Raw genomic sequence first — 26,136 nt, 5'->3', positions numbered from 1 at the left:
ATGCGGCGACACTGCGCGCCGACCCATGAAGGGCTCAACGGGAGGAACGCCGAAATGCCGCTCGGTATTGTGAACTTCTCCTTCGACCTGTTCGCACCTTGGCGCGAGCAGTTTCGTATCCGCTCCGAAAGCGCACCGAGGAAAGCTGCCGACGAGACAAGGACCGACACGGTCGACCGCAGCGACGAGGAGCAGGAGCGCCGGCAGGCCCTGTTCTGGGGACTGTTCCCGGTTCTCTGAGGCGGAATGGCGAGCAATGTATGCGGCCTCTGTGCAGATCGCAGTCCGGCCAATGGAATGGAGCCTCGCCGCGAGCCATCATCTCCTACGATGCCGCGCCTAATGTCGGACGCGCCGCCTTTGCGATCGACCCGCCGGTTCCAGCTGAGCCCGCATCAGTAAGGATGCACGAGATGGGGTCCATTACACATCTGCATGAGCGTCTTCGGCCGGTGCCGCTTCGCATAGCGTCCGACGAGGAGGTATTGACGGCGGCCGGCGAGCTCGTGGCGCTTGGCGCCGAGGCTCCCGCCATTGTCCTGGCGGACGCGCTGGTGCGGTCCGGCCTGCTCGCGATCTCCATCCCCTCCGATTTCGACGGTGCGGACGTTTCGAACGGGCTGATAGCCGATGCCGTGTCGAAGATCGCCGAAGTGCAACCCGCTGCGGCCGGTGCCCTCGTTCATCATTATCGCGCCCTAGAATTGGTTCGTAACGCCGGCAGCGAAGAGCAGCGGCGCAGCATCTATTCGCATGTGGCGTCCGGTGAGAGGCTGTCGGCCGCAGCCCCGAGCGATCAGGGCACGCCACGCTACGTGCCCGATGGCATCGGCTTCAAGTTGACCGATGCGCTCGAGGCCGCCTGTCTCGGCGAACCGGATTGGTTCGCCGTCCTGGCACTGAACGACGCCGAGGCGTCGAGCCTGTTGCTCGTCCAGCGTGGCCGCACGGAAACCCGTGTCGTGCACACCGGCGAGCCGGCACTTTATCGGCTTGGCGAGGCGCATGTGCCGGCCGACGCGGTGCTTGCCCTCAATCGCGATGCGCTTCTGCTTGCCCGATCGCTCGGAACGATCCTGCAGGCCGCGGTCGTCCTTGGCGAGAAGCGCCGGCAACTGGCCGGCAATCTGAACATGTGGCGCGACGGCCGGCCTTCCAGCGACGGGCCCTGGGACGAACGGATCGGGCGGTTCCAAGTTGAGATCGAGACCTTAGCGGCGTTGATCGACCGAGCTTCGACCGCCCTCGACCTCGCGCAGGTGAACTCCACGCCCGCCGCAGTCGCGGCCGTGGGTAGGCTAGCGACGACGATCGAAATCGCCTTTCCGTTAGAAGTCACGCGCGGCACCGGGCACCTGCTTGCGGAGCTCGGGCGCATGCTGTTCACCTGAGTGAACGCGGGATCACTCGCCGGCGATGAGCGCTTCCTCGACCGTCTTCGTCCGGTCCTTTGAGACGAACTGCGCAAGCGTCATGTTGTCGAGGATGGTGGCGATTGCGTCGCGAACCTCCGTCATCGACAGGCGAACCTGACAGCCGACCGGATCGTTGCAATCGTCGCAGGCCTCGAAGGCCGTTCGGCTCGCACAGCGGATGGGGGCAAGCGGACCGTCAAGCGCGCGGATGACCTGGCCGATCATGATCTCCGTGGCGGGCTTCGACAGCGAATAGCCGCCGTTGGGGCCCTTCTTCGAGCGCAGGATGCCGGTGTTGCGCAGTTCCAGGAGGATGGTGTCGAGGAACTTCTTCGGAATATTGTTGCGCGTCGCAATCTCCGTCACGAACGCGGTTTCTCCAGGACCAAGGCGCGCCAGATCAACAAGCGCCTTCAATCCGTACTTGCCTTTTTTCGTAAGCATCGTGGCACTCGGATGGTGTCGATCGCGCACGCGCCGGATGGCGCGCGGGCACGTCTATTATTTCTCACTAAGTAAATAGTTTTTGGTGAATTAATCTGCAAGCCAGTTTCACTGAAACTGCTACTCCACGGCGATGAATTTTAGGTCACTCCCGTAAGAATCCTTGATTTGACCTGTGTCGCAGGCGGCGTGTGCAAAAAAAGCGGATATTGCGCCCTCATTTGCTCGCCTCGACTGTCAGGGCCCTGTGCCGAAGAAGGCTAGGCGGGTGAACAGGACGTAGTTCGACTCCGACGCCATCAGCGCCACGAAGACCAGGACCAAGAGCGGCGGCAGAAGGATGGCATAGGTGAGCGCGAGCCGCTCCCAGGCCATGTGCATGAACACCGCCACGATCAATCCGGCCTTCAGCATCATGAAGATCAGGATCAGCGACCAGCGGAGATAGCCCTGCAGGCCGAAATAATCGACCAGGTAGGAAAAGGCGCTGAGCACGAAGAGCAGGCCCCAGACCAGCAGGTAGAGCTTGATCGGGTGCTGCTGCTGTTCCGTATGTGCCGTATGTTGCGCGGCTTGAGCCTCTGCATGCGCCATGGTGCCCTCCTCACCAGAGATAGAAGAACGCGAAGATGAAGACCCAGACGAGGTCGACGAAGTGCCAGTAGAGGCCGGTGATCTCGACGATCTCGTAGCGGCCCTTGCGGCTGGTGAAGAAGCCGGGCCGCTCCGTGTCGAAATCGCCGCGCCAGACCTTGCGGGCGACGATCAGCAGGAAGATCACGCCGAAGGTGACATGGGTGCCGTGGAAGCCGGTGATCATGAAGAAGGAGGAGCCGAACTGCGCCGCTCCCCAGGGGTTGCCCCAGGGCCGCACGCCTTCGGCGATCAGTTTCGACCACTCGAATGCCTGCATGCCGACGAAAGTGGCGCCGAACAGGGCGGTCACCAGCATGAGAATTGCGGTCTTCCTGCGGTCGCGGCGATAACCGCAATTGACCGCCATCGCCATGGTGCCGCTCGAGGAGATCAGCACGAAGGTCATGATCGCGATCAGGATCAGCGGCATATGCGTTCCGCCGATCTCCAGCGCGAAGACTTCGCTCGGGTTCGGCCAGGGCACGGTGGTGGACATGCGCGCCGCCATATAGGCGAGCAGGAAGCAGCCGAAGACGAAGGTGTCGCTGAGGAGGAAGATCCACATCATGGCCTTCCCCCAGGAGACGTTCTTGAACGTCCGCTGGTCCGAGGCCCAGTCCGACGCCAGCCCGGCCAGGCCGGCCGGGCGGGGAAGCGTTTCTGCGGCGGGGGTCTTGATCGGGGCAGACATTGTCAGCGGTTCCTATGTCAGGAGTTGGCGGCAGAAATCGACGACGTCGCTGGCCCAGCCGGAAAAGAGGCCGAAGAGCACCAGCCAGACGAACAGCATGAAATGCCAGTAGATGGCGCAGAGCTCGACTGTCAGGCGTATTCTGCGGTCGAGCGGTCCGCCCCAGGCGCGGACAGTGAGCCGGCCGAGCGCGGCAAGTCCGCCGACGATGTGCAGGCCGTGCATGCCGGTCAGCAGGTAGAAGAAGCTGTTGGCGGGATTTCCGGCCAGGAAATAGCCGGCAGCCGTCAGTTCGCGCCAGGCGAATAGCTGTCCGACGAGGAAAGCGAGGCCGGCGGCCAGCGCTGCAAGCAGGGCGGTTCTGGTCGCCTCGTCGTGGCGCTTCTGGGCCTCGACCTTTGCCCGGTGCAGCGTGAGGCTGCCGGCGGCCAGAATGCCGGTATTGACCCAGAGCAGAGCGGGCAGGGGAAGGGAGCCCCAGTCGGACGAGGCCATCCGCATGAAATAGGCGCTGATGGCGAGCGAGAACAGCGCGCCGACGACACCGAGGAAGACGCCGAGCCCGATCTTTGCCGCTGGCAGCGGCGCGCCGCTCCGGCGGTCGTAGACGTGGCCGACTTCGAGCCAGGGGCGCGAAGCGAGCCGTTGCCGGGCAAGCCACCAGACGATGACGGCGGCGACCAGCGTGAGGAAGATGACAGCGACGCTCATGAAGCCGCCTCATGACCGACGCGGCTCGGCGTCGGCTGGTTCTGCGGGATGAAATCCTCCGGTGCCCCCGGAACGCTGTAATCGTAAGCCCAGCGATAGACGACCGGCAGCTGATGACCCCAATTGCCGTGCGGCGGCGGCGTCTCCGGCGTCTGCCACTCGAGCGTTGTCGCCCGCCACGGATTGCCGCCGGCTTCGCGGCCGTGGCGCAGGCTCCAGACGAGATTGAACAGGAAGACGATCTGGGCGGCGCCGACGATCAGCGCCATGACGCTGATGAAGGCGTTGAGGCTGTGGACCGAGTCCTGCACGAAAGCCATTTCGCCCAGGTCGTAGTAGCGGCGCGGCACGCCGACGAGGCCGACATAGTGCATCGGGAAAAAGATCAAATACGCGCCGATGAAGGTGACCCAGAAGTGGATCTGGCCAAGCGCTTCATTGAGCATGCGGCCGGTGATCTTCGGATACCAATGATAGATCGCACCGAAGATGACCATGATCGGCGCCACGCCCATCACCATGTGGAAATGCGCGACGACGAACATCGTGTCGGAGAGCGGCACGTCGACGACGACATTGCCGAGGAAGAGGCCCGTCAGCCCGCCATTGACGAAGGTGACGATGAAGGCCAGCGAAAACAGCATCGGCAAGGTCAGGTGGATATTGCCGCGCCAGAGGGTCAGTACCCAATTGTACACCTTGATCGCTGTCGGCACGGCGATGATCAGCGTCGTGGTGGCGAAGAAGAAGCCGAAATAGGGATTCATCCCGCTCACATACATGTGGTGCGCCCAGACGATGAAGGAGAGGCCGCCGATGATGACGATCGCCCAGACCATCATCCGGTAGCCGAAGATGTTCTTGCGCGCGTGGGTGCTGATCAGATCGGAAACGATGCCGAAGGCGGGGAGCGCGACGATGTAGACCTCCGGGTGCCCGAAGAACCAGAAGAGATGCTGGAACAGGATCGGGCTGCCGCCGCCATGCTGCAGCTGCTCGCCCATTTCGACGATCGCCGGCATGAAGAAGCTGGTGCCGAGCAGCCGGTCGAACAGCATCATCACGCAGGCGACGAATAGCGCGGGAAAGGCAAGCAGCGCCATTGCCGTCGCCGTGAAGATGCCCCAGACGGTCAGCGGCAGGCGCATCAGCGTCATGCCGCGGGCGCGGCCCTGGAGTACCGTTACGACATAGTTGAGGCCGCCCATGGTGAAGCCGATGATGAAGATGATCAGCGACGCGAGCATCAGGATGATGCCCCAATCCTTGCCGCCCGGCGTGCCGGAAAGCACGGCCTGCGGCGGATAGAGCGTCCAGCCGGCGCCCGTCGGTCCGCCGGGTGCGAAGAAACTCGCGACCAGCACCAGCACGGCGAGCAAATAGATCCAATAGCTCAGCATGTTGGCGTAGGGGAACACCATGTCGCGGGCGCCGACCATCAGCGGAATGAGATAATTTCCGAAGCCGCCGAGGAAGAGCGCGGTCAAGAGGTAGATCACCATGATCATGCCGTGCATGGTGATGAACTGGTAATAGGCATCGGCATCGATAAAGTCGAACGTGCCGGGAAAGCCGAGCTGCAGGCGCATAAGCCAGGACAGCACCAGCGCCACCATGCCGATGGCGATCGCGGTCGTCGCATATTGGATGGCGATGATCTTCGCATCCTGGCTGAAGACGTAGCGCGTCCACCAGCTGTGCGGATGGTAGAGCTCAACATCCTCGACTTCGGGAGGCGGAAGCGCCTCGCCAATACCGGACCGGACATCGACCATCATAATCCTCCCAGGTCGCTACGCCACGGCGCCTCCTACTGCGCCGCTGCGGCGGCAACCGTTGCCGCCGGGCTAGTTTCGGACGATGCGGATAGTTGCGAAAAACTCTGCTGCTCGGCGAGCCAGGTCCTATAGTCTTCCTCGGTATCGACCACGACGGTGCCGCGCATCTGCGGATGGCCGACGCCGCAGAGCTCGGCGCAGAGGATTTCGAAGGTGCCGGTGCGCGTCGGGGTGAACCAGAAATAGGTCACCATGCCCGGCACCATGTCCATTTTGGCGCGGAATTCCGGTACGTAGAAATCGTGCAGCACATCGACGGAGCGGAGCAGCACCTTCACCGGCTTGCCGACGGGAAGGTGAAGCTCGCCGCCCTCGATGATCAGGTCGTCGAGGCTGGCGGCGTCGTTCCGGTTGAGGCCGAGCGTGTTTTCCGGGGTGATGTCGCGGGTTTCGCTGGTGCCGAGCCGCCCGTCCGCGCCGGGAAGCCGGAAGCTCCAGAGCCATTGCGCTCCGATCACCTCCACTTCCGAAGCACCCTGCGGGACGGTGATGTACTGGTTCCAGACGAACAGGCCGGGCGCCAGCATCGCCGCGACGCCCAGCGTCGTGCTCGTCGCCAGCCAGCCTTCGAGCTTCCTGTTCTCGGGCTCATAGGCGGCGGTGTTGCCGGGACGATGGCGGAAGCGCAGAACGCAATAGGCCATGAACAGGACCACGGCGGTAAAGGCAATGCCGGTGATCCAGAAGGTGATGATGATGGTATTGTCTATGTAATTCCAGTTGGAGGCGATCGGCGTCCACCACCAAGGACTGAGCAAATGGAACAACACTGATCCGGCGGCCAACACAACCAGAATCACTACCACCGCCATTTTCTGTCCCTCCCCGCCGCGATTGGCCGTGAGACGAATACGCAATCCGCGGCGTTCCGATCAGAATTATTGCACGAACGGATAATACTGGCAAATCCTCGGTAAGGCGGAGAATTCTGCCTACCCGGGAGATGCTCCTATTTGGGGTGTTGCTTGAGATAGGCGATCACATTGGCGATCTCATCGTCCTTCTTGAGGCCGGGGAAGACCATCTTGGTGCCTTTGACCTTGGCTTTGGGATCTCGGAGATACTCATTCAGCGCCGCCTCGTCCCAGACGAGCCCGTTCTTGCCCGCATCGACCATGGCTTTCGAATATTTGAAGTTCGCATGAGTTCCGGCGGTTCGGCCGATGACGCCCATGAGCGATGGCCCGACCCTATTCTGATCCTTGTCCACGACGTGGCAGGCGGAGCATTTCTTGAAGACGGTGGCGCCGGCCTCGGCGTCGCCCTCCTGCGCCTGTCCGGCGGTCGGACAGAGAAGGAGTGCCGAAAAAGACAGGGCAACAACTGCAATTCGCATGATACTTCCCCATTTTCGCCCGGCGCGGGCAAAGAAGAGTATCGTCAATCGTGGCTTTGGACGGTGCTTGCTCTCTAAGAATGCGCGCCGGAGCGGTTGATACTTGCGACAAAAAGAAGCTAGTCCACACCGGGGAGAAGTCAATTGCTCCTTCGGGATAGAGACGGATAGGGCGCCCGTCAGACGCGGGTCCCCTCGCTGTCGAAGAAGTGCAGGCTGTGCGCCGGGAAGTGGACGGGGATGGTGCCGGAGGCGGTCAGGAAGGAGCGATCGTTGGTGAAGACCTTAAAGCCCGCCCGCCCGAGCGAGAGGTGCAGGATGATGCCGAAGCCGGTCGGCTCGACGAGGTCGACGGCGGCGAGCAGCGTCTCCGGTCCATGGCCGGCAAGCACGATGTGCTCCGGGCGGATGCCGAGCGTCGCCCTGGCGTTGTTCGCAAGCGGGGGAGATGCGTCGAGGGGAATTCCGATGTCTCCGGCGATTTCGAACAGCGGCCCGTCGGCAGCGCGACAGGTGCCCTCGAAAAAGTTCATGCCGGGCGATCCGATGAAGCCGGCAACGAAGAGATTGGCGGGACGGTCGTAGAGGTCCAGCGGACTGCCGACCTGCTGGACGACGCCGGCATTCATGGCGACGATCCGGTCGGCGAGCGTCATCGCCTCGATCTGGTCATGCGTCACGTAGATCGAGGTGGCGCCGAGATCCTTGTGCAGCTTCTTGATTTCGGCGCGCATCTGCTCGCGCAGCCGTGCGTCGAGATTGGAGAGCGGCTCGTCGAAGAGGAAGGCCTTCGGCTGGCGCACGATGGCGCGGCCCATGGCGACGCGCTGGCGCTGACCGCCGGAAAGCGCTTTCGGCCGACGCTCCAGCAGCGGCTCGAGGCCAAGCTTGGCGGCGGCACCGGTCACCACGGTTGCGATCCTCTCCTTCGGCGTCTTGCGAAGCCTCAGGCTGTAACTCATGTTCCGGGCGACCGACATGTGCGGATAGAGCGCGTAGGACTGAAACACCATGGCAATGTCGCGGTCCTTTGGTGCGAGCTCGTTCACCCGCTTGCCGGCAATGCGGATCTCGCCGCCGGTGACGCTTTCAAGCCCGGCGATCATCCGCAGCAAGGTCGACTTGCCGCAGCCGGACGGGCCGACGAGGACGACGAATTCGCCGTCGCGGATCTTGAGGTCGACGTCGTGCAGCACCGGGTGGACGCCGTAGGATTTCTGGATATTGGCGATGTCGATGGAAGCCATGAGCAATCCTCAGCCTTTGACCGCGCCGGCCGTGAGGCCCTGGACGAGATAGCGTTGAATGAGCAGGAAGAAGAGGCAGGCCGGGATCAGCGCAAGCACGCCGGCAGCCATCATCTGGCCGAAATCGACCGAGAATTTCGAGACGAAGGAGAGGAGCCCGACCGGGAAGGTCGCCTGATCGTTGCCGGAGATCAGCATGAGCGAGAAGAGCAGTTCGCTCCAGGCGGCGGTGAAGACGAAGCCTAGCGTTGCGGCGATGCCGGGCAAGGTCAGCGGCAGGATGATCTGGCGGAAGGCGACGAATTGCGTGGCGCCGTCGATCATCGCCGCCTCTTCCAGATCCTTCGGAATGCCGTCGAAGAAGGACTGCATCAGGAAGGTGGCGAAGGGCACGTTGAAGGCGCTGTAGACGATGACGAGGCCCGTCAGGCTGTTGGTGAGCCCGAGCGGCGAGAGGATCTTGAAGATCGGCGCGACGAGCATGACCAGTGGGAACATCTGCGTCAAAAGCATCAGCGTCACCAGCCAGTATTTGCCGCGGAAGCGGAAACGCGACAGCGCATAGCCGGAAAGCGAGGCAAGGATCGTCACGACGACCGCCGTCGAGCCGGAGACGATCAGGCTGTTGCGAAAGAAAACCGGAAAGGCGCTGTGCCGCAGCACGAAGTCGAAGTGCTCGAGGCTGGCGCGCGACGGCCAGAGGCGGATGCCTTCGGAATAGAGCAGGTCGTTGGGCGTCACCGCGACCTTCAGCAGCCAGAAGAGTGGAAAGAGGGCAAAGGCAATATAGGTCACGATCGCAAGGCGGTGCGCGACGGTGAGGAGGGCTGACTTGACGCGCATCGGTTCAATCCTTGCTCAGGAGCCATTGCCGCAGGATGACGATCAGCAGCGAATAGGCCAGCAGCAGCGCCAGGAGCACCAGCGCGATCGCCGAGGCGTAGCCGAAATCGAGCCGCTTGAAGGCCTGGGTGAAGATGTAGCTGGCGACGATCTGGGTCCGGTCGGCCGGACCGCCATTGGTCATGACGATGATCAAGTCGGCGAAGTTCGAGATCCAGACGGTGCGCAACAGAATGGTGATTGCGATCGTCGGCGCGAGGAAAGGCAGGGTGATCGACAGGAAGCGCTGAAAGGCGCCGGCGCCGTCTATGCTCGCCGCTTCGTAGAGGTCGCGCGGGATCGCCTGCAGGGCGGCAAGCAGGGTAATTGCGAAGAAGGGAATGCCCCACCAGATATTGGCGACGATCGGTCCCCACATGGCAAGCTGCGGATCCGACAAGATGTTCGCCGGCTGGCTCATGATCCCGAGCGCATAGAGCCAGTGCGGCAGCGGCCCGACGACCGGGTTGAAGAGCCAGGCCCAGTTGAGGCCGGCAAGGAAGCTCGGCACCGCCCAGGGCAGGAAGACGAGCGCCTGGGCGATGGCGCGGCCGCGAAACGGTTTGTCGAGCAGCAGCGCCAGAATCAATCCAAAGGCAAACTGAAGAAGAACGGATGCACCGGTCCACCAGAGCGTGTTGCGCAGCGAGCGGAAAAAGGCCTGGTCTTGAGAGAGCGCCCGAAAATGATCGAGTCCAATGAAGGCGCCGGAGAAGGGATTGAGGAGCTGCACGTCGCGGAACGCATAGGAGACGCCGAGCACCAGCGGCACCAGCATCACCGTGACGATCAGGATCAGCGCCGGCGCACTGTAAAGATAGGGCGCCGATGCGTCCGCGATGCGCTTCATCAGCGGCCGGCGGCTTGCGGACTGGCGCTGTTGGCGTGCGGCATAATCCATCGATCGGAGTTCCTCCTGGCCGCCCCGCGGGCGGGCGCAGTCCATGTTGATGAAGGGCGGCAGGCGACCCTGTCGCCCTTCATGTCGGATCACTTCTTGTTGGCCAGATATTTCTGCTGTGCCTTGGTCAGGTAGTCCGCCCATTGATTGGCGAGCTCTTCCGGCGTGATGTCGCCGAGGAGCGCTTCCTGGCTCGTCTTGATGGCGAGTGAATCCTTGAAGAAGGCGAATTCCTCGAGGTAGGTCGGCATGACGGTCAGCACGACGTCTTTGTCGGCCAGTTCGTCGAACCAGCCCTTGAACTGCGGGCCCGAATAGAAGGGGTCCTTCTCTGCGGACTTGTGGACCGGCAGCGCGCCGGTGCGCTTGTTCCACTCGATGTTGCCTTCCGGCCCTTCGAGCGTCTCGATCAGCTTCCAGGAGAGGTCCTTGTTCTGGCTTGCCGAAAGCATCGACCAGCCGGCGAAGCCGATCGTCGTGAAGGCCTTGCCGCTCGGGCCCTTGGGCATGGTGGTGACGCCGAAATCCTCCGGCTTCATGCGCTGGGCGATGGCGATCAGCGCGTCCGGATCCTGGTCGAGGAAGGCGCAGGTGCCGCTATAGAAGCCGGCGACGATTTCGTTGAAGCCCCAGTTGACGCTGTCCTTCGGCGCCAGACCCTTTTTGTAGAGGTCGATCACCCAGGTGAGGCCCTTGATCCAGCCCTCGCTGTTCATCGTCGAGGTGCCGTCCTCCTTGAAGAAGGTGTTGTCGCCGGCCATGGTGGCGCCGAACATCACCCAACCATTGAGGCCGCCCGGGCCGCCGCGCAGGCAGTAGCCGGATTTGCCGGGCAGCTTGGAGATCGCTTCCGACGCCTTGACGAAGTCGTCCATGGTCTTCGGCGGCTCGGCAACGCCGGCTTCCGAGAGCAGTTTCTTGTTGTAGAACATCGCCCGGAGATAGAAGCCGTAGGGCAGCATATAGGCGGTATCGTTGACGTCGCGGCCGAGTTCTAGGGCGCGCTCGGTGAGGCCTGGCGTGTGCTCCCACTTGGCGAGGTAGGGTTCGAGGCTCTCCAGCATGCCGTTATTGGCGTAGAGCGACAGCCAGGTGTCCGGCATTTCCATGACGTCCGGGATTTCGCCCGCCGAGACCATCGTTGCGAATTTCTGGAAGGCTTCGCCCCAGGGCAGCGAGATGATCTCGACAGTGGTGCCGGGATTCGCCGCCTCGAATTTGGCGACGATCGACTTCAGCGTTTCGGTGCGCTCGGGGCTGGTGATGACCTCGACGAGCTTCAGCTTGGTATCAGCAAGCGCGCTGCCGGCCATCAGCGTGGCGAGCAGGGTGGCTGTGATCAGTTTCCTCATTTTTGTTCCCTTTGTCCTTGGCGTTGATCGATTTTTATTGGGGCGGGATGCGGAGAGCCGCCTTCCCGCTGGTCGTCAGCCTGGTGAAGCGGCGCCGAGCGCCGCTTCGAGATCGCTCCAGAGGGCCTCCGTTCCCTCCAGGCCGACATGGAGCCGTACCGACCGCGGAGAAATGCCGAAGGCGGCCGCGGAATTGGGTTGCGCTTTCTGCGCCAGGACGACCTCGCCCGGGACGATGAGGCTTTCGTGGCCACCCCAGGATACGCCGAGCTTGAACAGTTCCAGATGATCGGCGAAGCGGCGGATGTCGACGCCCTCGCGGAAGATGAAGGAGAACAGGCCGGAGGTACCCGAAAGACCCGGCGGCAGGTGATTGCCGAGCCCGGGGTGGCAGACGGTCTCGACCAGCGGATGCTCGAGCAGGCGGCGCGCAAGGGCAAGCGCCGAGCGCTCATGCGCCTTCATCCGGATCGGCAGGGTACGCAGGCCGCGGATTAGCAGCCAGGCATCGAAGGGCGAGAGCTTGCCGCCGAGGTAGGGATAGGCTTCGGAGCGGATGCGGCCGACGAGTTCCCTGGAGCCGGCGACGACACCGGCGACGACATCGCTGTGGCCGCTCAAATATTTCGAGGCCGAGTGGATGACGAGATCGACGCCGAGCGAAATCGGCTGCTGGAACACCGGGCTCGCCCAGCTATTGTCGATGACGGTGACGATCCCTTGCGCCCTGGCAAGTGCGGCCAGGCCCGCCACGTCATGGGTATCCATCACCCAGCTCGTCGGGCTTTCCATGTAGAAGAGCTTGGCGCCGGGAAGTGCCTTGGCAACCGCTTCCTCATCGCGCCCGTCGACATAGGTGACCTCGATGCGCATGCGCTTCAGATGCGTGCCGAACAGCCGGAAGGCATCGGGATAGAGATGCTTGACCGCGACGATGCGGTCGCCCGGCTCGACGAAGGACAGAACCGTGGAGGAGATCGCCGACATGCCGCTGGCAAAGCCGATCGCATCCTCGGCACCCTCGAGCTTCGCCAGCATCTCCTCGAACAGCCTGACGGTCGGATTGAGGCCGCGGGTGTAGATCGGCCGGACGCGTTCGCCTCGGTACGAGGCGATCATCTCGTCATAGTCCTTGAAGGTGAAGAGGGAGGTCTGGACGATCGGCGGAACGACTGCGTCGAAGGCATGGGCCTCGTCATGGGCGGCAATCAGCGAGGCTCTGTCGAACGGGTCGAGGCCGTCATTCATTTGGACATTTCCTTGATGTCTTCCTCGACGATCGCGAGGATTTTCAGTGTCTCTTCCCGGGCGGCGTTCGGGTTCTGCGAGGCGATCGCGTCGAAGAGCGTCCGGTGATACGGAAACGACCGCCGCGCGAAGTCCGGCCGGTCGAAGGGCTTTTCCCAGAAGCGCTCGAAGGCCTCGCGCATCTGCTCAAGCAATTGCCGGAAGAGCGGGTTGTGGGTCGCGTCGTAGATCGCCAGATGGAAGGCGAGGTCCTCGGGGCCGGACGTGCCCTTGGCAAGGTGAACGCGCTCCATCGCGTCGAGCTTCGTTTCGATGTTGATGAGGTCGGCCTCGGTGCGGCGCCGCGCAGCGACCATGCCGGCCTCGACCTCGATGCCGCGGCGAACTTCCAGCGTCTGCAGCAGCGCATCGCGAAGGTGCGCGGTGTCGAGGGTCAGCGGCATGTGGATGGTGGCGCCGGAAATGGCGCGCAACAGATAGGTGCCGCTGCCCTTGCGCGCCTCGACGACGCCGAGCGCCTGAAAATGGCTGATGACCTCGCGGATGGTGGAGCGCCCGACGGCGAGCGCCGCCATCAATTCGCGTTCGGCCGGAAGGCGATCGCCGGGCTTCAAGCCGGAGCGCTGGACATAGTCGGCGAGCGCGGAGATCACCTGCTGCACCCGATCGACCGGGGGCAGGGGCAGAAGCATCGCTTTCTCCGGCTCGGGCATGCAGTCGCTCTCAAATTGGTCTGACATCTGAGCAATATGACAGCCGTTGCGCCGCATGGTCAAGGGGCAAGATTTGCGATATGGCTCCTAGCGACAAAGACCTGCGGCAGAGGGGAATCCTCGGGGTGAGCGTCACAAAGTCCTATGCCGGCGACGGCGGCTATCCGGCGAGCTACTACGCTGCCACCCGCAACATCATCCGCACGCCGGTCAAGCTGCAGGGGCGGGTCGAAACCGATATCTGCGTCGTCGGCGCCGGTTACACAGGTCTGGCGACGGCCATTCATCTCGCCGAGAAGGGCTACAAGGTTACAGTGGTGGAGGGCGCCCAGGTGGGCTGGGGCGCTTCCGGGCGCAATGGCGGCCAGATCGTCAATGGCCTCAACGCTAGCCTCTCGACGATCCGGAGTCGCTTCGGAGAGGACGCGGCGCGCTTCATCGGCGGCCTCGTCCAGGAAGGCGGGCGGATCATCCGCCGGCTCGTCAGCCGATACCGGATCGACTGCGACCTGAAATCCGGCAACATCTACGCCGCCTATACCGGCGCGCATATGAAGGAGCTCGAGGCCAAGCAGGCGCTCTGGCGCAAATATGGCATGGACGACCACTTGCTTCTCGACCGGGAGGCGCTGCGCAAGCTCGTCGATTCCGAGGCCTATTGCGGCGGCATGCTCGATATCAGCGGCGGCCATATGCATCCGCTCAATCTGGTGCTCGGAGAGGCCCGCGCCTTCGAGAGCCTCGGCGGCACCATCTACGAGATGTCTCCAGTGGCACGCGTCGACCATAAGCGGGCGCGGCCGACCGTCCATACCAGGGAAGGTGAAGTCTCAGCCCGCATTGTGGTGCTCTGCGGTAATGCTTATCTCGGCGATGCGGTGCCCGAGCTCGTCTCGCGCGTCATGCCCGTCTCGACGCAGATGATCACCACGGCACCGCTCGGCGAGGAACTCGCGGACGCGCTGATCCCGAGCGACATGTGCGTCGAGGATGTGCGCTACATCCTCGACTATTTCCGGCTGTCGGCCGACAAGCGGATGATCTTCGGTGGCGGCACCGTCTATGGCGGAACCGATCCGGCCGATGTGGTGGCGAAGCTCCGGCCCAATTTTGAAAAGGTCTTTCCGCGCCTGAAGGGCGTGAAGATCGACTATGCCTGGAGCGGCAATTTCGCGCTGTCCTTCACGCGCATGCCGCAGATGGGCCGCATCGGCGCCAACACATATTTCGCCCACGGCTATAGCGGTCACGGGGTGACAGGCTCGCATCTCTTCGGCCGGACGCTCGCCGAGGCGATCGACGGCGACCAGACGCGCTTCGACATGTTCGAGAAACTGCCCTGGTATCCCTTTCCTGGCGGGCGGCTGTTCCGCGCGCAGTATTCGACGATCGGCTCCTGGTGGTATTCCTTCAAGGACGCCGTCGGCTGGTAGGCTTGCGGCTGCCGGCTTCTCGCCGAATACCGCTCGCTGCAACGATGCGCTAGTATTCCGGCCCGCGGGCGGGTCGCCCGCCGGCTTGGCGCGGACATCAAGGGAACTTCAGGGAAGAGCTTCGAACGGGTTGCAAACCCGGGCTGCCACCGGCGTTTAGGCGTGCGGGAGCAAGTGTCGGTAAATCACCGTGCGGAGGTCGAACATGTTCATCCGCTTCGGTTATGAGATTGCCATCGATTGTCCGCAACCCACGCCGATGATGACGTTTCTGTCCGTCCCCAAGGAACGGCGCAATGCAGTCGTGACGGAGCGCGGGCGGGTCGCGTCACCGCTCATCCCGATGGAAGAAATCACCGACCCGCATCACAATATCTGTTTCGCATGGTTCTCTCTCAGGGTGAAACCCGGCTCGGCTACGACGCGGTGATCAGCGACGACGGGCGGCTCGACGCGTCGGATCCGCTGGCGGAGGCGGTGCCCGTCGAAAAGCTGCCTCCCTCTCTGCTACCCCACCCTTGCGCCAGCCGCTATTGCGAGACCGATCGGCTGAGCGCGCTTGCCTGGCGGCTCTTCGGCAGCATTCCGGCAGGCTGGCAACGGGTGCAGGCGATCTCAGACTATGTGCATGATCGGCTGATCTTCAGCTACGGCTATGCGCCGGCGATGCGTACGGCGCTCGAAGCGCACGAGGACCGGCTTGGGGTCAGCCGCGACTATGCCCATCTCGCCGTCGCTCTCTGCCGCTGCATGAACATGCCGGCCCGCTACGTTCACGGCTATATGGCCGACATTGGCGCTCCAAACAGCCCGGCGCCGATGGATTTCAACGCCTGGTTCGAGGTGTTCCTCGGCGACCGATGGTACACGTTCGACGCCAAGAACAATGGCGGGCGGGCCGGCCGCATTCCTGTCGCCCGCGGCCGGGACGCGGCAGACATTCCGCTGATCCAGACCTTCGGCAAGCATCGGCTGACGCACTTCACCGTCTGGACGTCGGTGGAGCCCGACAGCCGGCTCAGCCGCTCGCACAGTTCCGCCGACGTTTCGCTGCTGACCCCGTGGTTCAGCGAGACCTGGTCGCGCCACCTTCGGGAGCGCGAACGCAACAACAGCCACTGAAGTCGGGAAACGGATTTTTCATCCCCCGCACGTTCCGGGGAAAATAATATCTATATACTCAATGGAGAATATAGGAGAACATAGCTACAGTCGAAGGTCAGCAGCGGAGAGAAAAATGAACCCGACAAAGGCGATGACCCACTCCCGCTACGCGTTTCATGTGGCGCAGCCGACGAGGCGCCTGCCGGTCAACCTCGTTCCCCACACGATCGCCATCGTCGCAGCGTTCAGCTTCGTCTCGGCCCTCATCATCGGCGCCATCTGACGGTTCCCACCACAGCACTCTTCAGGACGCGTCGCGAACGCCGCGCTTGACGCTCGACACCGCGGCCGCGCCATCGTACCCCTTGCGGGCCACGCCGCCTGCGTCGTAGCGTGCCTTGGCACGCGGGACTGCACTCGCGGCGGCAAACCAATCATCCACGCTCAAAGCCGTCGCAAATGCGCGGAAGTCGCTTGCCGGCAGGGTGACGATGTCCTGTCTGCCGCAAAACAAGAGACACCTTGACGGGAAGGAGGAGCGGCATGCTCGACAAACGCAAGTTCTACATCAACGGCGAATGGGTCGAACCGGCAGCACAGAACGACCTCTATGTGCTCAATCCTGCCACCGAAAAGCCGATCGCGGTTATCTCCCTCGGTACTGCAGTCGACATCGACCGGGCCGTTGCGGCCGCCAAGAAGGCCTTCGAGACCTACAGCCGGACCAGCCTGGAGGAACGGCTGGCGCTTCTTGAAAAGCTGCTGGCGATCTATGAACGCCGCTACGACGAGATGGCCGACACGATCACCGCGGAACTCGGCGCGCCGAAGACCATGAGCCGCGAGCAACAGGCCGATGTCGGCGTCGGCCACCTCAAGGGTTACATCGACGCGCTGAAGCGGCTGAAGCTGCGCGAAAAACTTCCGAACGGCGACACGCTGATGCGCGAGCCGATCGGGGTTTGCGGGCTGATCACGCCGTGGAACTGGCCGGTCAACCAGATTGCGCTCAAGGTCGTGCCAGCGCTTGCGACCGGCTGCACCTGCGTGTTGAAGCCGAGCGAGTTCACGCCGCTCAATGCCATGCTCTATGCGGAGATGATCGAAGAGGCTGGCTTCCCGCCCGGCGTCTTCAACCTCGTCAATGGCGACGGCCTTCACGCCGGCGCCGCACTGTCGAAGCACAAGGACATCGACATGATGTCCTTCACCGGTTCGACGCGGGCCGGCATCGCCGTCAGCAAGGACGCCGCCGATACGGTCAAGCGCGTCACGCTGGAGCTCGGCGGCAAGTCGCCGAACATCGTCTTCGCCGATGCCGATCTCGAGCAGCGGGTGACGGCCAGCATCCTCGAATGCTTCAATAATTCCGGCCAGTCCTGCGATGCGCCGACCCGCATGCTGGTGGAGCGCAGCGTCTATGACGACGTGGTGGCGATCGCAAGGCGCGTGGGCCGGGAGGCGACCGTCGGCGATCCGAGCAAGGAAGGCGCGCATATCGGTCCGCTGGTGAGCCACATCCAGTTCGAGCGGGTGCAGGCGCTGATCGAGGCGGGCGTCGGCGAAGGGGCGCGGCTCCTCGTCGGCGGCCCCGGCAAGCCGGAGGGCTTCGAGACCGGATATTTCGTCAAACCGACGATCTTCGCGGACGTCGACAATTCGATGCGGATCGCACGCGAGGAAGTGTTTGGGCCGGTGCTGGCGATCATTCCCTTCGACACGGAGGAGGAAGCGATCGCGCTTGCCAACGACACGAACTATGGTCTCGCGGCTTATGTCCAGACGGGCGATCGGCAGCGCGCCGAGCGGGTCGCGGCGCGATTGCGGGCCGGCATGGTGCATATCAATGGCGGGCCGCACCGCTACGGCAGCCCCTTCGGCGGCTACAAGCAGTCCGGCAACGGCCGTGAGGGCGGTACCTTCGGCCTCGAGGATTTTCTCGAGGTGAAGACGGTGCATCTGCCGGACGCGGCTTGATCGGCGGCTGGAGCTCGCCGGCTGCGACGTTGTCTGCGGCTGCCAACGATTGCCTACCGGCGATTTTTCAGGGCTGTTGCTTGACCCGCAGTTCTGATAGCTGGCGGGGGCGCCTTTTGGCGCTCCCTCCCAGTACCCGGACATCACCGTGAGTCAAACCGTCAGTTCCGCCTCCCCGCAACAGTCGCTCGCCATGGCCGCGCTGCTCATGGGCGGTGTCGCCATTGCCGGATCGCCGATCTTTGTCAGGCTCTCGGAAGTGGGGCCGATGGCAACGGCCTTCTGGCGCGTGGCGCTGGCGCTGATCCCGCTCCTTGCCTGGTCGTGGCTCGCCAAGGATACAGGCGCAGACCGGCGCCCGGAGCGCTTGTCCGACTATGCGCTGCTCGTCCTGCCGGGCGTGTTCCTCGCCATCGACCTCGGGGCGTGGCACCTCTCGCTCACCATGACCTCCGTGGCCAATGCGACGCTGCTTGCCAATCTCGCTCCGGTCTTCGTGACGCTTGCCAGTTGGGCACTGTTCCGCTCGCCGGTGAGCCGCATTTTCCTGGCCGGTCTCGTCACGGCCGTCGCCGGCGTCGTGGTGTTGAAAGGCGGCCCGGGTGCGCTTGGCGGCGGCGATCTCATCGGGGACGGCATCGCGATCGTCGCCGCGATGTTCTATGCCGGCTATATTCTTGCCGTCGGGCAATTGCGCAGCCGCTTCGGCACCAACCGCATCATGATCTGGAGCACCGCCTCGGCCGCCGTCTGCACGCTCCCGATGGCAGTGCTCGCCGAGCCCGCGCTCCTGCCGCCGACGGGCTTCGGCTGGGCGATCCTTTTCGGACTCGCCTTCGTCAGTCATGCCGGCGGGCAGGTGGCGATCACCTATGCGCTCGCCTTCCTGGCGCCCGCCTTTTCATCGCTGACGCTGCTCGTGCAGCCGGTCGTGGCTGCGGTGCTCGCCTGGGTCCTGCTGAGCGAGCCCGTCGGTGTCATGCAGGCAACGGGCGGGGCGATCGTGCTCATCGGCATCCTGATCGCCCGCCGCGGCTAAGGCATGTCGCCGAAAAAGTGTGCAGCGGTTTTTGGGATGACGACATGCACAAAAACAAAGAGCTAAAGCGCGCCGCGTGAATACGTTTGAACGCGACGCGGTTTAGCGCTCCTCAAATGCCCGGCAGCGCAAATCCCGCCAGCCGCTCCTCCAATTTCCGGATCGTGGGCACGTCGGCATTGGCGAAGGCAAAGCGCAGATAGCTTTCCTGGCCTTCACCGAAATAGTCACCCGGCAGACAGACGATGCCGGCGAGCTTTGCCAGCTTCTCGGCGACGAACTGCGAGTCGATATCGCGGAAGGGGTGGCGGACATAGGCGAAATAGGCGCCGACGGCCTGCAGCTTCCACTGCGGCAGGCGGCCCATGACGTCCTTCAGCGCGTCGGCGCGGGCAGTGATTTCGGCGCGGTTTGCGAGCCGCCAGTGGGCGAGTGCCGGGATCGCCCTGGCGACGGCGGCCTGGGCCGAACGCGGGGCGCAGATCTGCAGGTTGTCCATGATCTTGGTTACCTGCTCGATCAGCGCGGGTCCGGCGGTGATCGCGCCGAGGCGGTGGCCGGGGATGCAGAAGGACTTGGAGAAGCTGTAAAGGCCTATGAAGCCGTCCTGCCAGCCCTTGGTCTGAAGGAGGCGATGGGGTGCCACCGCGGCCTCGGGCAGGAAGTCGCGATAGGTCTCGTCGAGGATGAGCCAGGTGCCGTTTGCGCGGCAGACCTCATAGATGCGCTGCAGCAGGTCGGCCGGATAGACGGCGCCGGTCGGGTTGTTCGGCGAAACGAGGGCGAGGGCGCGAATGCCGGGCCGAAGGGCCGAGGCGATGGTCTCGACCTCGGGCAGGAAGCCGGCGCCGGCATCGCAGGGTGCGAGTTCGACATTGATGCCGAGCATCGCCAGGGTGGTTTCCTGGTTGAAATAATAGGGATTGGTCATCAGCACCGTGTCGCCGGCGCCGGCAACCGCCATGGCGGCACAGATGAAGGCCTGGTTGCAGCCGGAGGTGACGTGAATGTTTTCCGGGCCAATGGGAGCGCCATAGAGTTTTGCCACCTCATCGGCATAGGCGCTGCGCAGTTCAGGCTCGCCCTCGATCGCGCCGTAGCCGGTATAGGCGGGCGACACTGCGGCTTCGCCAAGCCATTTGAGCATATCCGGATGGGCAGGATAGCCGGGCACCGCCTGGGAGAGATCGATCAGCGGTCCCTTTGCCCCGTCATAGGCCTTCGCCCACGCAAGCACGGAGGGGACCGGCGGCGGCGAGAGCTTTGCGACGAGCGGATTGAGATGAGGCATCGGGCGTTCCTGTGGTTGGGCGAGTGGCATGGGCGAGGGTCCGGCACTACGGCTTGGTCTTGCGCTTTTGCGGGGTTTCCAAGCGCCGCTTGCGGGGTGACGAAACCGGCCGGAAGCTCTCCGCTACCGATTTCGGATCTTCCGGCCTGCGGGACCGAATGATCGTCCGGGCGGAGGTCTGCAGCTCTGGCATCGGATCGCCTTCGAGTGCCGCAAACAGCCAGTCGATGAAGACGCGGACGATTGGCGCGGCGCGGATCTCGTTACGGCAGGCAACGAAAAAAGCGTCGTTGGCCGGCACCGTCAGATCGAAAGGCGCGATCAGCTCGCCGCGGGCGATCAGGCTGCCGGCGGTGATCGTATCGCCGAGCGCCACGCCCTGGTTGTGCAGGGCGCCTTCGGTCGAAAGCCGCGCGTCGCTCATGAAATGCTGGCGGCCGCGCTGAAGGTCGGCCGCGTCGGCTGCGGCAAGCCAGGTGTTCCATTCGCGGCCGTCGTCGCCATGCAGCATCACATGATCGCGCAGATCCCGGATCGAGCGCAGCGGCCGCATGTTGAGAAGGGTTGGGCTGACCACGGGAAACAGCTCGAGCCGACTCCAGAGCTTGGCCCAGCAGTCTCCCCAATTGCCGTCGCCATAGAGGAGGCAGACGTCGACTTCGGGCGAGTGGAGATGCAGCGCGTCATTGGAGGCGATCAGTGTCAGCTGCACGTCGGGAAACTGCTCGGTGAACTGATGCAGGCGCGGGATCATCCAGAAGGAGAGCAGCGCCGGCACGCAGGTGATCCGGAGTTCGCCGCTGGTGGCGGGCCGGGTCATCGCCGCCGTTGCGGCGGCGATTTCCGCGAAGGCGTGGGTGACGGCCGGCAGCAGCAGCGCGCCCTGCGGGGTCAGCCTCAGGCGTTTGCCGCCGCGCTCGAAAAGGGTCGCGTTGAAGGAGAGTTCGAGCGCACGGATCTGATGGCTGATCGCCCCATGCGTGACGTTGAGCTCGCGGGCCGCCGCGGAAACCGAGCCGCGCCGGGCGGTCGCCTCAAAGGCGCGCAGCGGGTTCAAGGGGGGCAGGCGGCTCGACAACGGGAACTCCGACGGGTTCGATTATGTGAATTTTTCTCACACGAAATGCTATAACAATGTCAATTGATTTTCTAGAGGATTTGTCACCTAATAGGTTCCAACAAGGGCAAAAGCCTGGGGAACACGATTGCGCCTGTATTGCTCGGCAACGCCGCCGGTTGCGATCGGCGTTGCGATGCTTTCTTCCCCCGGCGACAGACATGGAGGCTCCGGCACATGGCCTGGGACGAGAAGAAGCTCGGCGAACTGAGGGCGAAGTATGGCGAAAGCCATGGCGGCGAACTTTTCGATCCGACCTTCCGCAAGGTGGCGGACAAGATCTTCACCAAGAGCGGCACGCGGCTGGCGCCCTATTCCGGCATCCCCACCTTCCTGACCGCGCCCTATATGCCGGTCGATCCCGAGCAGCCGGACTTCGGCAATCTTCAGGTGGCGATCGTCGGCATCCCTATGGACCTCGGCGTAACCAACCGCCCGGGCTCCCGCTTCGGACCGCGGGCGCTGCGCGCCATCGAGCGGATCGGGCCGTATAACCACGTTCTCGGCTGCGCACCAGTGCATGATTTGCGCGTGGCGGACATCGGAGACGTGCCTTTCCGCAGCCGCTACCGGCTGGAACTCAGCCATGAGGACATCGAGAAGCGCCTCAACCAGATCGTCGATGCCGGTGTCGTGCCGCTCTCGGTCGGTGGCGACCATTCGATGACCCATCCGATCCTCAAGGCCGTCGGCAAACGAGAGCCCGTCGGCATGATCCATATCGATGCGCATTGCGATACCGGCGGCGCCTACGACCTCACCAAGTTCCATCACGGCGGCCCGTTCCGCAATGCCGTCCTCGACGGCGTTCTCGATCCGACCCGGGTCATCCAGATCGGCATTCGCGGCTCGGCCGAATATCTCTGGGAGTTCTCCTACGAGTCCGGCATGACCGTGATCCACGCGGAGGAGGTCTCCGGTCTCGGCATCCCGGCGATCATTGACAAGGCGAAGAAGATCGTCGGCGATGGTCCGACCTACCTTTCCTTTGACATCGACAGCCTCGACCCGAGCTTTGCTCCGGGCACCGGAACGCCCGAGGTCGGCGGCCTGACGACGCGCGAGGTGCTGGAACTGATCCGCGGCCTCAAGGGCGTCAATCTCGTCGGCGGCGATGTCGTCGAGGTCGCCCCACAATACGACGCGACGACCAACACGGCCCATGCCGGTGCGCAGGTGCTGTTCGAAATCCTGAGCCTGACGGTTTTCAGTCCGACGATCACCGGCAAGGCGGGCTGATCCTTGAAACCGGTTCTGCCGCCGAACTGGAAGCGGTGGCAGGACCATCCTGAGCAGACAAACTTCCAGATTGGGGAACAAAGATGACAATCCAAACCAAGCTGAAAGCAGTATTTGCCGCCGCACTGATGGTCGGTGCCGCGGCTGGAATGGCGCATGCCGATGCCGTCGACGACATCAAGGCCGCAGGCCAGATCAATGTCGGCATCTTCTCGGATTTCCCGCCGTTCTCGTCGGCCAGCGCCGATATGAGCATCAAAGGCTATGACGTCGACGTCGCGCAGCAGATCGCCGATGCGCTCGGCGTGAAGCTCAATCTCGTCAGCGTGACCGGTCAGAACCGCATTCCCTATCTCAATGACAAGCGCGTCGATATCCTGATGAGCGTCGGCTACTCGAAGGAGCGTGCCGAGGTTATCGACTTCGCGGCCGCCTACGCGCCCTACTACATTGCCGTCATCGGTCCGGCCGAACTCAAGGTCGCCGGCAAGGACGATCTCGCCGACAAGACGATCGCCGTCAATCGCGGAACGCTGGAGGACACGTCGCTGACCGAGGCTGCACCGGCCTCTGCCAACATTCAACGCTTCGACAACTACAATGCGGTTATTCAGGCCTTCATCTCCGGCCAGACGCAGCTGATGGTCGTCGGTAATGACGTCGGCGCACAGGTTCTCGCGCGGCAGGAGGCCTTGAAGCCGGAACAGAAGTTTCAGCTGCTGACCTCACCCTCGCATATCGGCCTCAACAAGAACGAGGAACGTCTGAAGCAATCGGTCAACGAGACAGTCGCCAAGATGCTCGCGAACGGCAAATTGGACGAAAGCTCGCAGACATGGCTGAAAACGCCGCTCAACCCCGACAACCTAAAGGACTAAGCCGCTCACGCTAAGGCACGGGCGGCCTGCGGAGGCCTTTTCCGCAGGCTCGCCCTGGAAGGGTTGCAACGATGGGCTACAGCCTCGATTTCGGTTGGCTAAATGGTGCAATGGGCGCGATCGCTCACGGCGCTGCCATGACGTTGCTGCTAATCGCCTGCACGACGGTGCTCGGCATTCTCATCAGCGTTCTCCTGGCGGCTGCACGCCGCAGCCGCTATGACCTTCTGAGCAAGGCTGTGGCGACCTATGTCGAAGTGATCCGCAATACGCCCTTCCTGGTACAGCTTTTCTTCATCTTTTTTGGCTTGCCGAGCATTGGCATTCGCCTCGATCCGGTCATCGCGGCGATCCTGGCGATGACCCTCAACATGGCCGCCTACACGACCGAGATCGTCGGCGCGGGTCTCGATGCCGTGCCAAAGGGACAGAGCGAGGCGGCTTTGGCACTCGGCCTGAAGCAGCGGCAGGTCTTCATCAAGATCATCCTGCCTCAGGCACTCAAGGTGATCTTCCCGGCACTGACCAGTCAGGTCGTCATCATGATGTTGGAATCGGCGGTCGTTTCGCAGATCGCCGTGCGCGAACTCGCCCACGAGGCAGACCTGCTGCAGGCGCGGACTTTCCGCTCCTTCGAGACCTATCTTGTGGTCACCATGATCTATCTCGGCCTGTCGATGGCGATCAGACGGTTTCTTGTCGCCGGCGGCCGGCGGGTGTTAGGGGCGGGTGTGTCGTGATCGAATTCACCTTTTGGGACATTCTGCGCAATCTGGTTTTCGCAACGCGCTGGACACTCTTGCTCTCAATCGTGGCCTTCGCAGGCGGAGCGGCGGTCGGGCTGCTGATCCTCTTTGCGCGTATATCGAAGCGGCCGTGGCTGCGCCGCTTCGGTGCCGGCTACATCGCGCTCTTCCAGGGCACGCCGCTGCTGATGCAGCTCTTCCTGATGTTCTTCGGCCTGCCGATGCTCGGCTTCCGCATCGAGCCCTGGACGGCCGCAGCCCTTGGACTCACTTTCTACGCCAGCGCTTATCTTGCAGAAATCTGGCGAGGGGGCGTCGAAGCGTTGCCTCGCGGCCAGTGGGACGCCGGTGCGAGCCTTGGCCTCCACTATCTCCAGGAGTTGCGTCTCGTCATCCTGCCGCAGGCCTTCGCGATCACCCGTCCGCCGGTGGTTGGGTTCCTGGTGCAACTCATCAAGAGTACGGCACTGACCTCGATCATCGGATTCGAGGAGCTTCTCAGGACGGCCAATGCGATCAATAATGCCACTTTCGAACCTTTCACGGTCTATGGGTTGGTCGCGGTGATTTTCTTCGTGCTGTGCTACCCTCTGACGCAATATGCGCGAATGCTCGAGCGACGTACGCCAGCACATTGAGACCAAGAAGATGTAAGCAATCAACGACAACAGGGAACGCGGCGACTGCCGTCAAAACAAAGGAGACATGCAATGAACATCAGTTCCATCAAGCGCCGCACGCTGCTGGGGGCGGGGCTTGCCGGTGCATCGATGCTGGCAATGCCGGCGGTGCTGAGGGCCCAGGACAAGTCGCTGAAGGTCGGCGTCTATGGCGGCTACTTCAAGGACTCCTTCGACAAGAACATCTTCCCGGAGTTTACCAAGGCAACCGGGATTGCCGTGGAGTCGATCGCCGAGCCGACCGGCGAGGCCTGGCTGGTTCAGCTCGAGCAGGCTGCCCGTGCCGGTCAGGCGCCGGCAGACGTTTCGATGATGTCGCAGGTCGCGATGCTCAAGGGTCAGGCGACCGAGCTGTGGACGCCGATCGATATGGCGAAGATCAAGCATGCGTCGGACCTTCTCGACCGCTTCGTCAACAAATATCCGGATGGCCGCGTTGCCGGCGTCGGGGCGGTCTCCTGGTACATTACGCTCGTCACCAACACCAATGTCTACAAGGAGGCGCCGACCTCCTGGACAGCCCTCTGGGATCCGGCGAACGCCGACAAGCTCGGCCTGCTGGCGCTGGTTTCGAACTCCTTCCTGCTGGAAGTGACCGCCAAGACCCACATGGGCGGCACGAATGCGCTCGACACGGAAGAGGGCATCCTGAAGGCGTTCGAGAAGCTCGCCGAAGTGAAGCCGAATGTCCGCCTCTGGTACCGTGACGAGGCGCAGTTCGAGCAGGCGCTGAAGTCGGGCGAAATCCCAATGGGCCAGTACTATCACGACGTCACCGGCCTTGCCGCTGCAGACGGCCACCCGGTTCGCTCGACCTTCCCGAAGGAAGGCGGCATCCAGGATTCCGGTTGCTGGGCCCTGTCGCGCGCCTCGCAGAAGTCGGCGGAGGCGCACATCTTCATCGACTACATGTGCCAGCCCGCCATCCAGGCGACGCTGTCGCGCAAGGTCGGCACCTCACCGACCGTCAAGCGCGAGTCGACCGACCTGACGGACAAGGAATTTGCCGCGGTGTCGTCCGATATCGAGCCGATCGTCCCGCGCTACGATCTCTATCAAACGAAGTCCGATTGGCTGAACCAGAAGTGGACGGAACTGATCGTCGGCTGAAACAGGCAACGAGACTCCGCCCGCCCTGAAGATCCGGGGCGGGCTTGGATGGCTCGATGCATGATCCCTTAAACCGCAAGCGTTTTGGGGATAACCTATGCGGAAATT

Annotated in this window: 27 protein-coding genes and 1 pseudogene; 12 read left to right on the top strand and 16 right to left on the bottom strand. The window is 63.2% G+C overall.

The annotated features are described in order from the left end of the window. The first annotated feature begins 54 nt into the window (after positions 1-54). Together NXT3_RS14315 and NXT3_RS14310 are read left to right on the top strand one after the other, a co-directional pair. Positions 55-240: a hypothetical protein gene (locus NXT3_RS14315; protein ID WP_037414480.1), complete on the top strand. Its 186-nt coding sequence runs from the start codon at positions 55-57 to the stop codon at positions 238-240. A gap of 173 nt (positions 241-413) precedes the next feature. After that, positions 414-1,391 carry an acyl-CoA dehydrogenase family protein gene (locus tag NXT3_RS14310; RefSeq protein ID WP_104840005.1) on the top strand — a complete coding sequence of 326 codons (978 nt, stop codon included), beginning with the start codon at positions 414-416 and terminating at the stop codon, positions 1,389-1,391. Positions 1,392-1,403: 12 nt separating this feature from the next. On the opposite strand, the gene NXT3_RS14305 is transcribed toward NXT3_RS14310, so the two are convergent. The 13 genes from NXT3_RS14305 to NXT3_RS14245 all read right to left on the bottom strand — a co-directional run bounded on the left by NXT3_RS14305 (position 1,404) and on the right by NXT3_RS14245 (position 13,414). Next, positions 1,404-1,859: an RrF2 family transcriptional regulator gene (locus tag NXT3_RS14305; protein WP_037387763.1), complete on the bottom strand. Its 456-nt coding sequence runs from the start codon at positions 1,857-1,859 to the stop codon at positions 1,404-1,406. 237 nt (positions 1,860-2,096) lie between these two features. Next, positions 2,097-2,453 carry a cytochrome C oxidase subunit IV family protein gene (locus NXT3_RS14300; RefSeq protein ID WP_037414483.1) on the bottom strand — a complete coding sequence of 119 codons (357 nt, stop codon included), beginning with the start codon at positions 2,451-2,453 and terminating at the stop codon, positions 2,097-2,099. A gap of 10 nt (positions 2,454-2,463) precedes the next feature. Next, positions 2,464-3,186, bottom strand: coding sequence for a heme-copper oxidase subunit III family protein (locus NXT3_RS14295; RefSeq protein ID WP_037414485.1), 723 nt, complete (start codon positions 3,184-3,186; stop codon positions 2,464-2,466). 12 nt (positions 3,187-3,198) lie between these two features. Further along, positions 3,199-3,897: a cytochrome c oxidase subunit 3 gene (locus NXT3_RS14290; RefSeq protein ID WP_104839544.1), complete on the bottom strand. Its 699-nt coding sequence runs from the start codon at positions 3,895-3,897 to the stop codon at positions 3,199-3,201. Beyond that, positions 3,894-5,675, bottom strand: a complete 1,782-nt coding sequence (gene ctaD, locus NXT3_RS14285; protein WP_104839543.1) for a cytochrome c oxidase subunit I — start codon at positions 5,673-5,675, stop codon at positions 3,894-3,896. The genes NXT3_RS14290 and ctaD overlap by 4 nt, the downstream gene beginning before the upstream one ends. Before the next feature lie 32 nt (positions 5,676-5,707). Beyond that, the gene (locus tag NXT3_RS14280) at positions 5,708-6,547 is read right to left on the bottom strand and encodes a cytochrome c oxidase subunit II (protein WP_037414488.1); all 840 of its coding nucleotides are present in this window, start codon (positions 6,545-6,547) and stop codon (positions 5,708-5,710) included. Between the two features lie 137 nt (positions 6,548-6,684). Beyond that, on the bottom strand, positions 6,685-7,071 hold the full coding sequence (locus NXT3_RS14275; protein ID WP_037414489.1) for a c-type cytochrome: 387 nt from the start codon (positions 7,069-7,071) through the stop codon (positions 6,685-6,687). Between the two features lie 179 nt (positions 7,072-7,250). Next, positions 7,251-8,318 carry an ABC transporter ATP-binding protein gene (locus NXT3_RS14270; RefSeq protein WP_037414490.1) on the bottom strand — a complete coding sequence of 356 codons (1,068 nt, stop codon included), beginning with the start codon at positions 8,316-8,318 and terminating at the stop codon, positions 7,251-7,253. 9 nt (positions 8,319-8,327) lie between these two features. Further along, positions 8,328-9,161, bottom strand: a complete 834-nt coding sequence (locus NXT3_RS14265) for a carbohydrate ABC transporter permease (RefSeq protein ID WP_104839542.1) — start codon at positions 9,159-9,161, stop codon at positions 8,328-8,330. 4 nt (positions 9,162-9,165) lie between these two features. Beyond that, a complete protein-coding gene (locus NXT3_RS14260; RefSeq protein WP_037414493.1) occupies positions 9,166-10,101 on the bottom strand; it encodes a carbohydrate ABC transporter permease in 936 nt (311 codons plus the stop codon). Positions 10,102-10,190: 89 nt separating this feature from the next. Continuing rightward, the gene (locus NXT3_RS14255; protein ID WP_097537924.1) at positions 10,191-11,453 is read right to left on the bottom strand and encodes an ABC transporter substrate-binding protein; all 1,263 of its coding nucleotides are present in this window, start codon (positions 11,451-11,453) and stop codon (positions 10,191-10,193) included. A 75-nt stretch (positions 11,454-11,528) separates the two neighbouring features. Then, positions 11,529-12,701 (bottom strand): PLP-dependent transferase, encoded by a 1,173-nt coding sequence (locus NXT3_RS14250; RefSeq protein ID WP_097537925.1) that lies wholly within the window; start codon positions 12,699-12,701, stop codon positions 11,529-11,531. Next, the gene (locus NXT3_RS14245) at positions 12,698-13,414 is read right to left on the bottom strand and encodes a FadR/GntR family transcriptional regulator (RefSeq protein WP_037414499.1); all 717 of its coding nucleotides are present in this window, start codon (positions 13,412-13,414) and stop codon (positions 12,698-12,700) included. Before NXT3_RS14245 ends, NXT3_RS14250 begins: the two co-directional genes overlap by 4 nt. 125 nt (positions 13,415-13,539) lie before the next feature. Here NXT3_RS14245 and NXT3_RS14240 point away from each other — a divergent pair, with 125 nt between their 5' ends. The 3 genes and pseudogenes from NXT3_RS14240 (at position 13,540) to NXT3_RS14230 (ending at position 16,234) form a co-directional block, all read left to right on the top strand. After that, a complete protein-coding gene (locus NXT3_RS14240; protein ID WP_199773289.1) occupies positions 13,540-14,847 on the top strand; it encodes an NAD(P)/FAD-dependent oxidoreductase in 1,308 nt (435 codons plus the stop codon). Positions 14,848-15,052: 205 nt separating this feature from the next. Further along, positions 15,053-15,969 (top strand): annotated as a pseudogene (locus tag NXT3_RS14235) (transglutaminase-like domain-containing protein). Positions 15,970-16,084: 115 nt separating this feature from the next. Beyond that, positions 16,085-16,234: a hypothetical protein gene (locus tag NXT3_RS14230; RefSeq protein WP_097525118.1), complete on the top strand. Its 150-nt coding sequence runs from the start codon at positions 16,085-16,087 to the stop codon at positions 16,232-16,234. A 21-nt stretch (positions 16,235-16,255) separates the two neighbouring features. Here the strand turns inward: NXT3_RS14230 and NXT3_RS14225 are convergent, their stop codons facing one another. Beyond that, on the bottom strand, positions 16,256-16,465 hold the full coding sequence (locus NXT3_RS14225) for a hypothetical protein (protein ID WP_104839540.1): 210 nt from the start codon (positions 16,463-16,465) through the stop codon (positions 16,256-16,258). Between the two features lie 29 nt (positions 16,466-16,494). On the opposite strand from NXT3_RS14225, the gene NXT3_RS14220 reads away from it, so the two are divergent. Both NXT3_RS14220 and NXT3_RS14215 read left to right on the top strand, forming a co-directional pair. Beyond that, positions 16,495-17,928, top strand: a complete 1,434-nt coding sequence (locus NXT3_RS14220; protein WP_104839539.1) for an aldehyde dehydrogenase family protein — start codon at positions 16,495-16,497, stop codon at positions 17,926-17,928. A 193-nt stretch (positions 17,929-18,121) separates the two neighbouring features. Further along, positions 18,122-18,967, top strand: coding sequence for a DMT family transporter (locus NXT3_RS14215; protein WP_104839538.1), 846 nt, complete (start codon positions 18,122-18,124; stop codon positions 18,965-18,967). Positions 18,968-19,079: 112 nt separating this feature from the next. Here NXT3_RS14215 and NXT3_RS14210 read toward each other — a convergent pair whose 3' ends face one another. Next, the gene (locus tag NXT3_RS14210) at positions 19,080-20,258 is read right to left on the bottom strand and encodes an aminotransferase (RefSeq protein WP_104839537.1); all 1,179 of its coding nucleotides are present in this window, start codon (positions 20,256-20,258) and stop codon (positions 19,080-19,082) included. 46 nt (positions 20,259-20,304) lie between these two features. Next, positions 20,305-21,336, bottom strand: a complete 1,032-nt coding sequence (locus NXT3_RS14205) for a LysR substrate-binding domain-containing protein (RefSeq protein ID WP_097525122.1) — start codon at positions 21,334-21,336, stop codon at positions 20,305-20,307. 216 nt (positions 21,337-21,552) lie between these two features. Between NXT3_RS14205 and speB the strand changes: the two genes are divergently transcribed. The 5 genes from speB (at position 21,553) to NXT3_RS14180 (ending at position 26,028) form a co-directional block, all read left to right on the top strand. Further along, positions 21,553-22,614: an agmatinase gene (gene speB / locus NXT3_RS14200; protein ID WP_104839536.1), complete on the top strand. Its 1,062-nt coding sequence runs from the start codon at positions 21,553-21,555 to the stop codon at positions 22,612-22,614. 83 nt (positions 22,615-22,697) lie between these two features. Next, complete coding sequence (locus NXT3_RS14195; RefSeq protein ID WP_104839535.1) at positions 22,698-23,492, top strand: transporter substrate-binding domain-containing protein; 795 nt, start codon at positions 22,698-22,700, stop codon at positions 23,490-23,492. A 71-nt stretch (positions 23,493-23,563) separates the two neighbouring features. Continuing rightward, positions 23,564-24,232 (top strand): amino acid ABC transporter permease, encoded by a 669-nt coding sequence (locus NXT3_RS14190; protein WP_037414525.1) that lies wholly within the window; start codon positions 23,564-23,566, stop codon positions 24,230-24,232. Further along, positions 24,229-24,876, top strand: a complete 648-nt coding sequence (locus NXT3_RS14185) for an amino acid ABC transporter permease (protein WP_037414527.1) — start codon at positions 24,229-24,231, stop codon at positions 24,874-24,876. The genes NXT3_RS14190 and NXT3_RS14185 overlap by 4 nt, the downstream gene beginning before the upstream one ends. A 72-nt stretch (positions 24,877-24,948) precedes the next feature. Next, positions 24,949-26,028, top strand: coding sequence for an ABC transporter substrate-binding protein (locus NXT3_RS14180; protein WP_037414529.1), 1,080 nt, complete (start codon positions 24,949-24,951; stop codon positions 26,026-26,028). The last annotated feature ends 108 nt before the right edge of the window (positions 26,029-26,136 follow it).

The sequence above is a fragment of the Sinorhizobium fredii genome, assembly GCF_002944405.1.
Taxonomy (GTDB): Bacteria; Pseudomonadota; Alphaproteobacteria; order Rhizobiales; family Rhizobiaceae; genus Sinorhizobium; species Sinorhizobium fredii_C.
Note: the sequence above shows the minus strand (reverse complement) of the source record. Positions and strands in the feature narration are given on the sequence as shown.

Coding starts and splice junctions, on each gene's coding strand:
- NXT3_RS14315 (WP_037414480.1), top strand. CDS start 55: ATGCCGCTCGGTATTGTGAACTTCTCCTTCGACCTGTTCGCACCTTGG.
- NXT3_RS14310 (WP_104840005.1), top strand. CDS start 414: ATGGGGTCCATTACACATCTGCATGAGCGTCTTCGGCCGGTGCCGCTT.
- NXT3_RS14305 (WP_037387763.1), bottom strand. CDS start 1,859: ATGCTTACGAAAAAAGGCAAGTACGGATTGAAGGCGCTTGTTGATCTG.
- NXT3_RS14300 (WP_037414483.1), bottom strand. CDS start 2,453: ATGGCGCATGCAGAGGCTCAAGCCGCGCAACATACGGCACATACGGAA.
- NXT3_RS14295 (WP_037414485.1), bottom strand. CDS start 3,186: ATGTCTGCCCCGATCAAGACCCCCGCCGCAGAAACGCTTCCCCGCCCG.
- NXT3_RS14290 (WP_104839544.1), bottom strand. CDS start 3,897: ATGAGCGTCGCTGTCATCTTCCTCACGCTGGTCGCCGCCGTCATCGTC.
- ctaD (WP_104839543.1), bottom strand. CDS start 5,675: ATGATGGTCGATGTCCGGTCCGGTATTGGCGAGGCGCTTCCGCCTCCC.
- NXT3_RS14280 (WP_037414488.1), bottom strand. CDS start 6,547: ATGGCGGTGGTAGTGATTCTGGTTGTGTTGGCCGCCGGATCAGTGTTG.
- NXT3_RS14275 (WP_037414489.1), bottom strand. CDS start 7,071: ATGCGAATTGCAGTTGTTGCCCTGTCTTTTTCGGCACTCCTTCTCTGT.
- NXT3_RS14270 (WP_037414490.1), bottom strand. CDS start 8,318: ATGGCTTCCATCGACATCGCCAATATCCAGAAATCCTACGGCGTCCAC.
- NXT3_RS14265 (WP_104839542.1), bottom strand. CDS start 9,161: ATGCGCGTCAAGTCAGCCCTCCTCACCGTCGCGCACCGCCTTGCGATC.
- NXT3_RS14260 (WP_037414493.1), bottom strand. CDS start 10,101: ATGGATTATGCCGCACGCCAACAGCGCCAGTCCGCAAGCCGCCGGCCG.
- NXT3_RS14255 (WP_097537924.1), bottom strand. CDS start 11,453: ATGAGGAAACTGATCACAGCCACCCTGCTCGCCACGCTGATGGCCGGC.
- NXT3_RS14250 (WP_097537925.1), bottom strand. CDS start 12,701: ATGAATGACGGCCTCGACCCGTTCGACAGAGCCTCGCTGATTGCCGCC.
- NXT3_RS14245 (WP_037414499.1), bottom strand. CDS start 13,414: ATGCCCGAGCCGGAGAAAGCGATGCTTCTGCCCCTGCCCCCGGTCGAT.
- NXT3_RS14230 (WP_097525118.1), top strand. CDS start 16,085: ATGAACCCGACAAAGGCGATGACCCACTCCCGCTACGCGTTTCATGTG.
- NXT3_RS14220 (WP_104839539.1), top strand. CDS start 16,495: ATGCTCGACAAACGCAAGTTCTACATCAACGGCGAATGGGTCGAACCG.
- NXT3_RS14215 (WP_104839538.1), top strand. CDS start 18,122: ATGGCCGCGCTGCTCATGGGCGGTGTCGCCATTGCCGGATCGCCGATC.
- NXT3_RS14210 (WP_104839537.1), bottom strand. CDS start 20,258: ATGCCTCATCTCAATCCGCTCGTCGCAAAGCTCTCGCCGCCGCCGGTC.
- speB (WP_104839536.1), top strand. CDS start 21,553: ATGGCCTGGGACGAGAAGAAGCTCGGCGAACTGAGGGCGAAGTATGGC.
- NXT3_RS14195 (WP_104839535.1), top strand. CDS start 22,698: ATGACAATCCAAACCAAGCTGAAAGCAGTATTTGCCGCCGCACTGATG.
- NXT3_RS14190 (WP_037414525.1), top strand. CDS start 23,564: ATGGGCTACAGCCTCGATTTCGGTTGGCTAAATGGTGCAATGGGCGCG.
- NXT3_RS14180 (WP_037414529.1), top strand. CDS start 24,949: ATGAACATCAGTTCCATCAAGCGCCGCACGCTGCTGGGGGCGGGGCTT.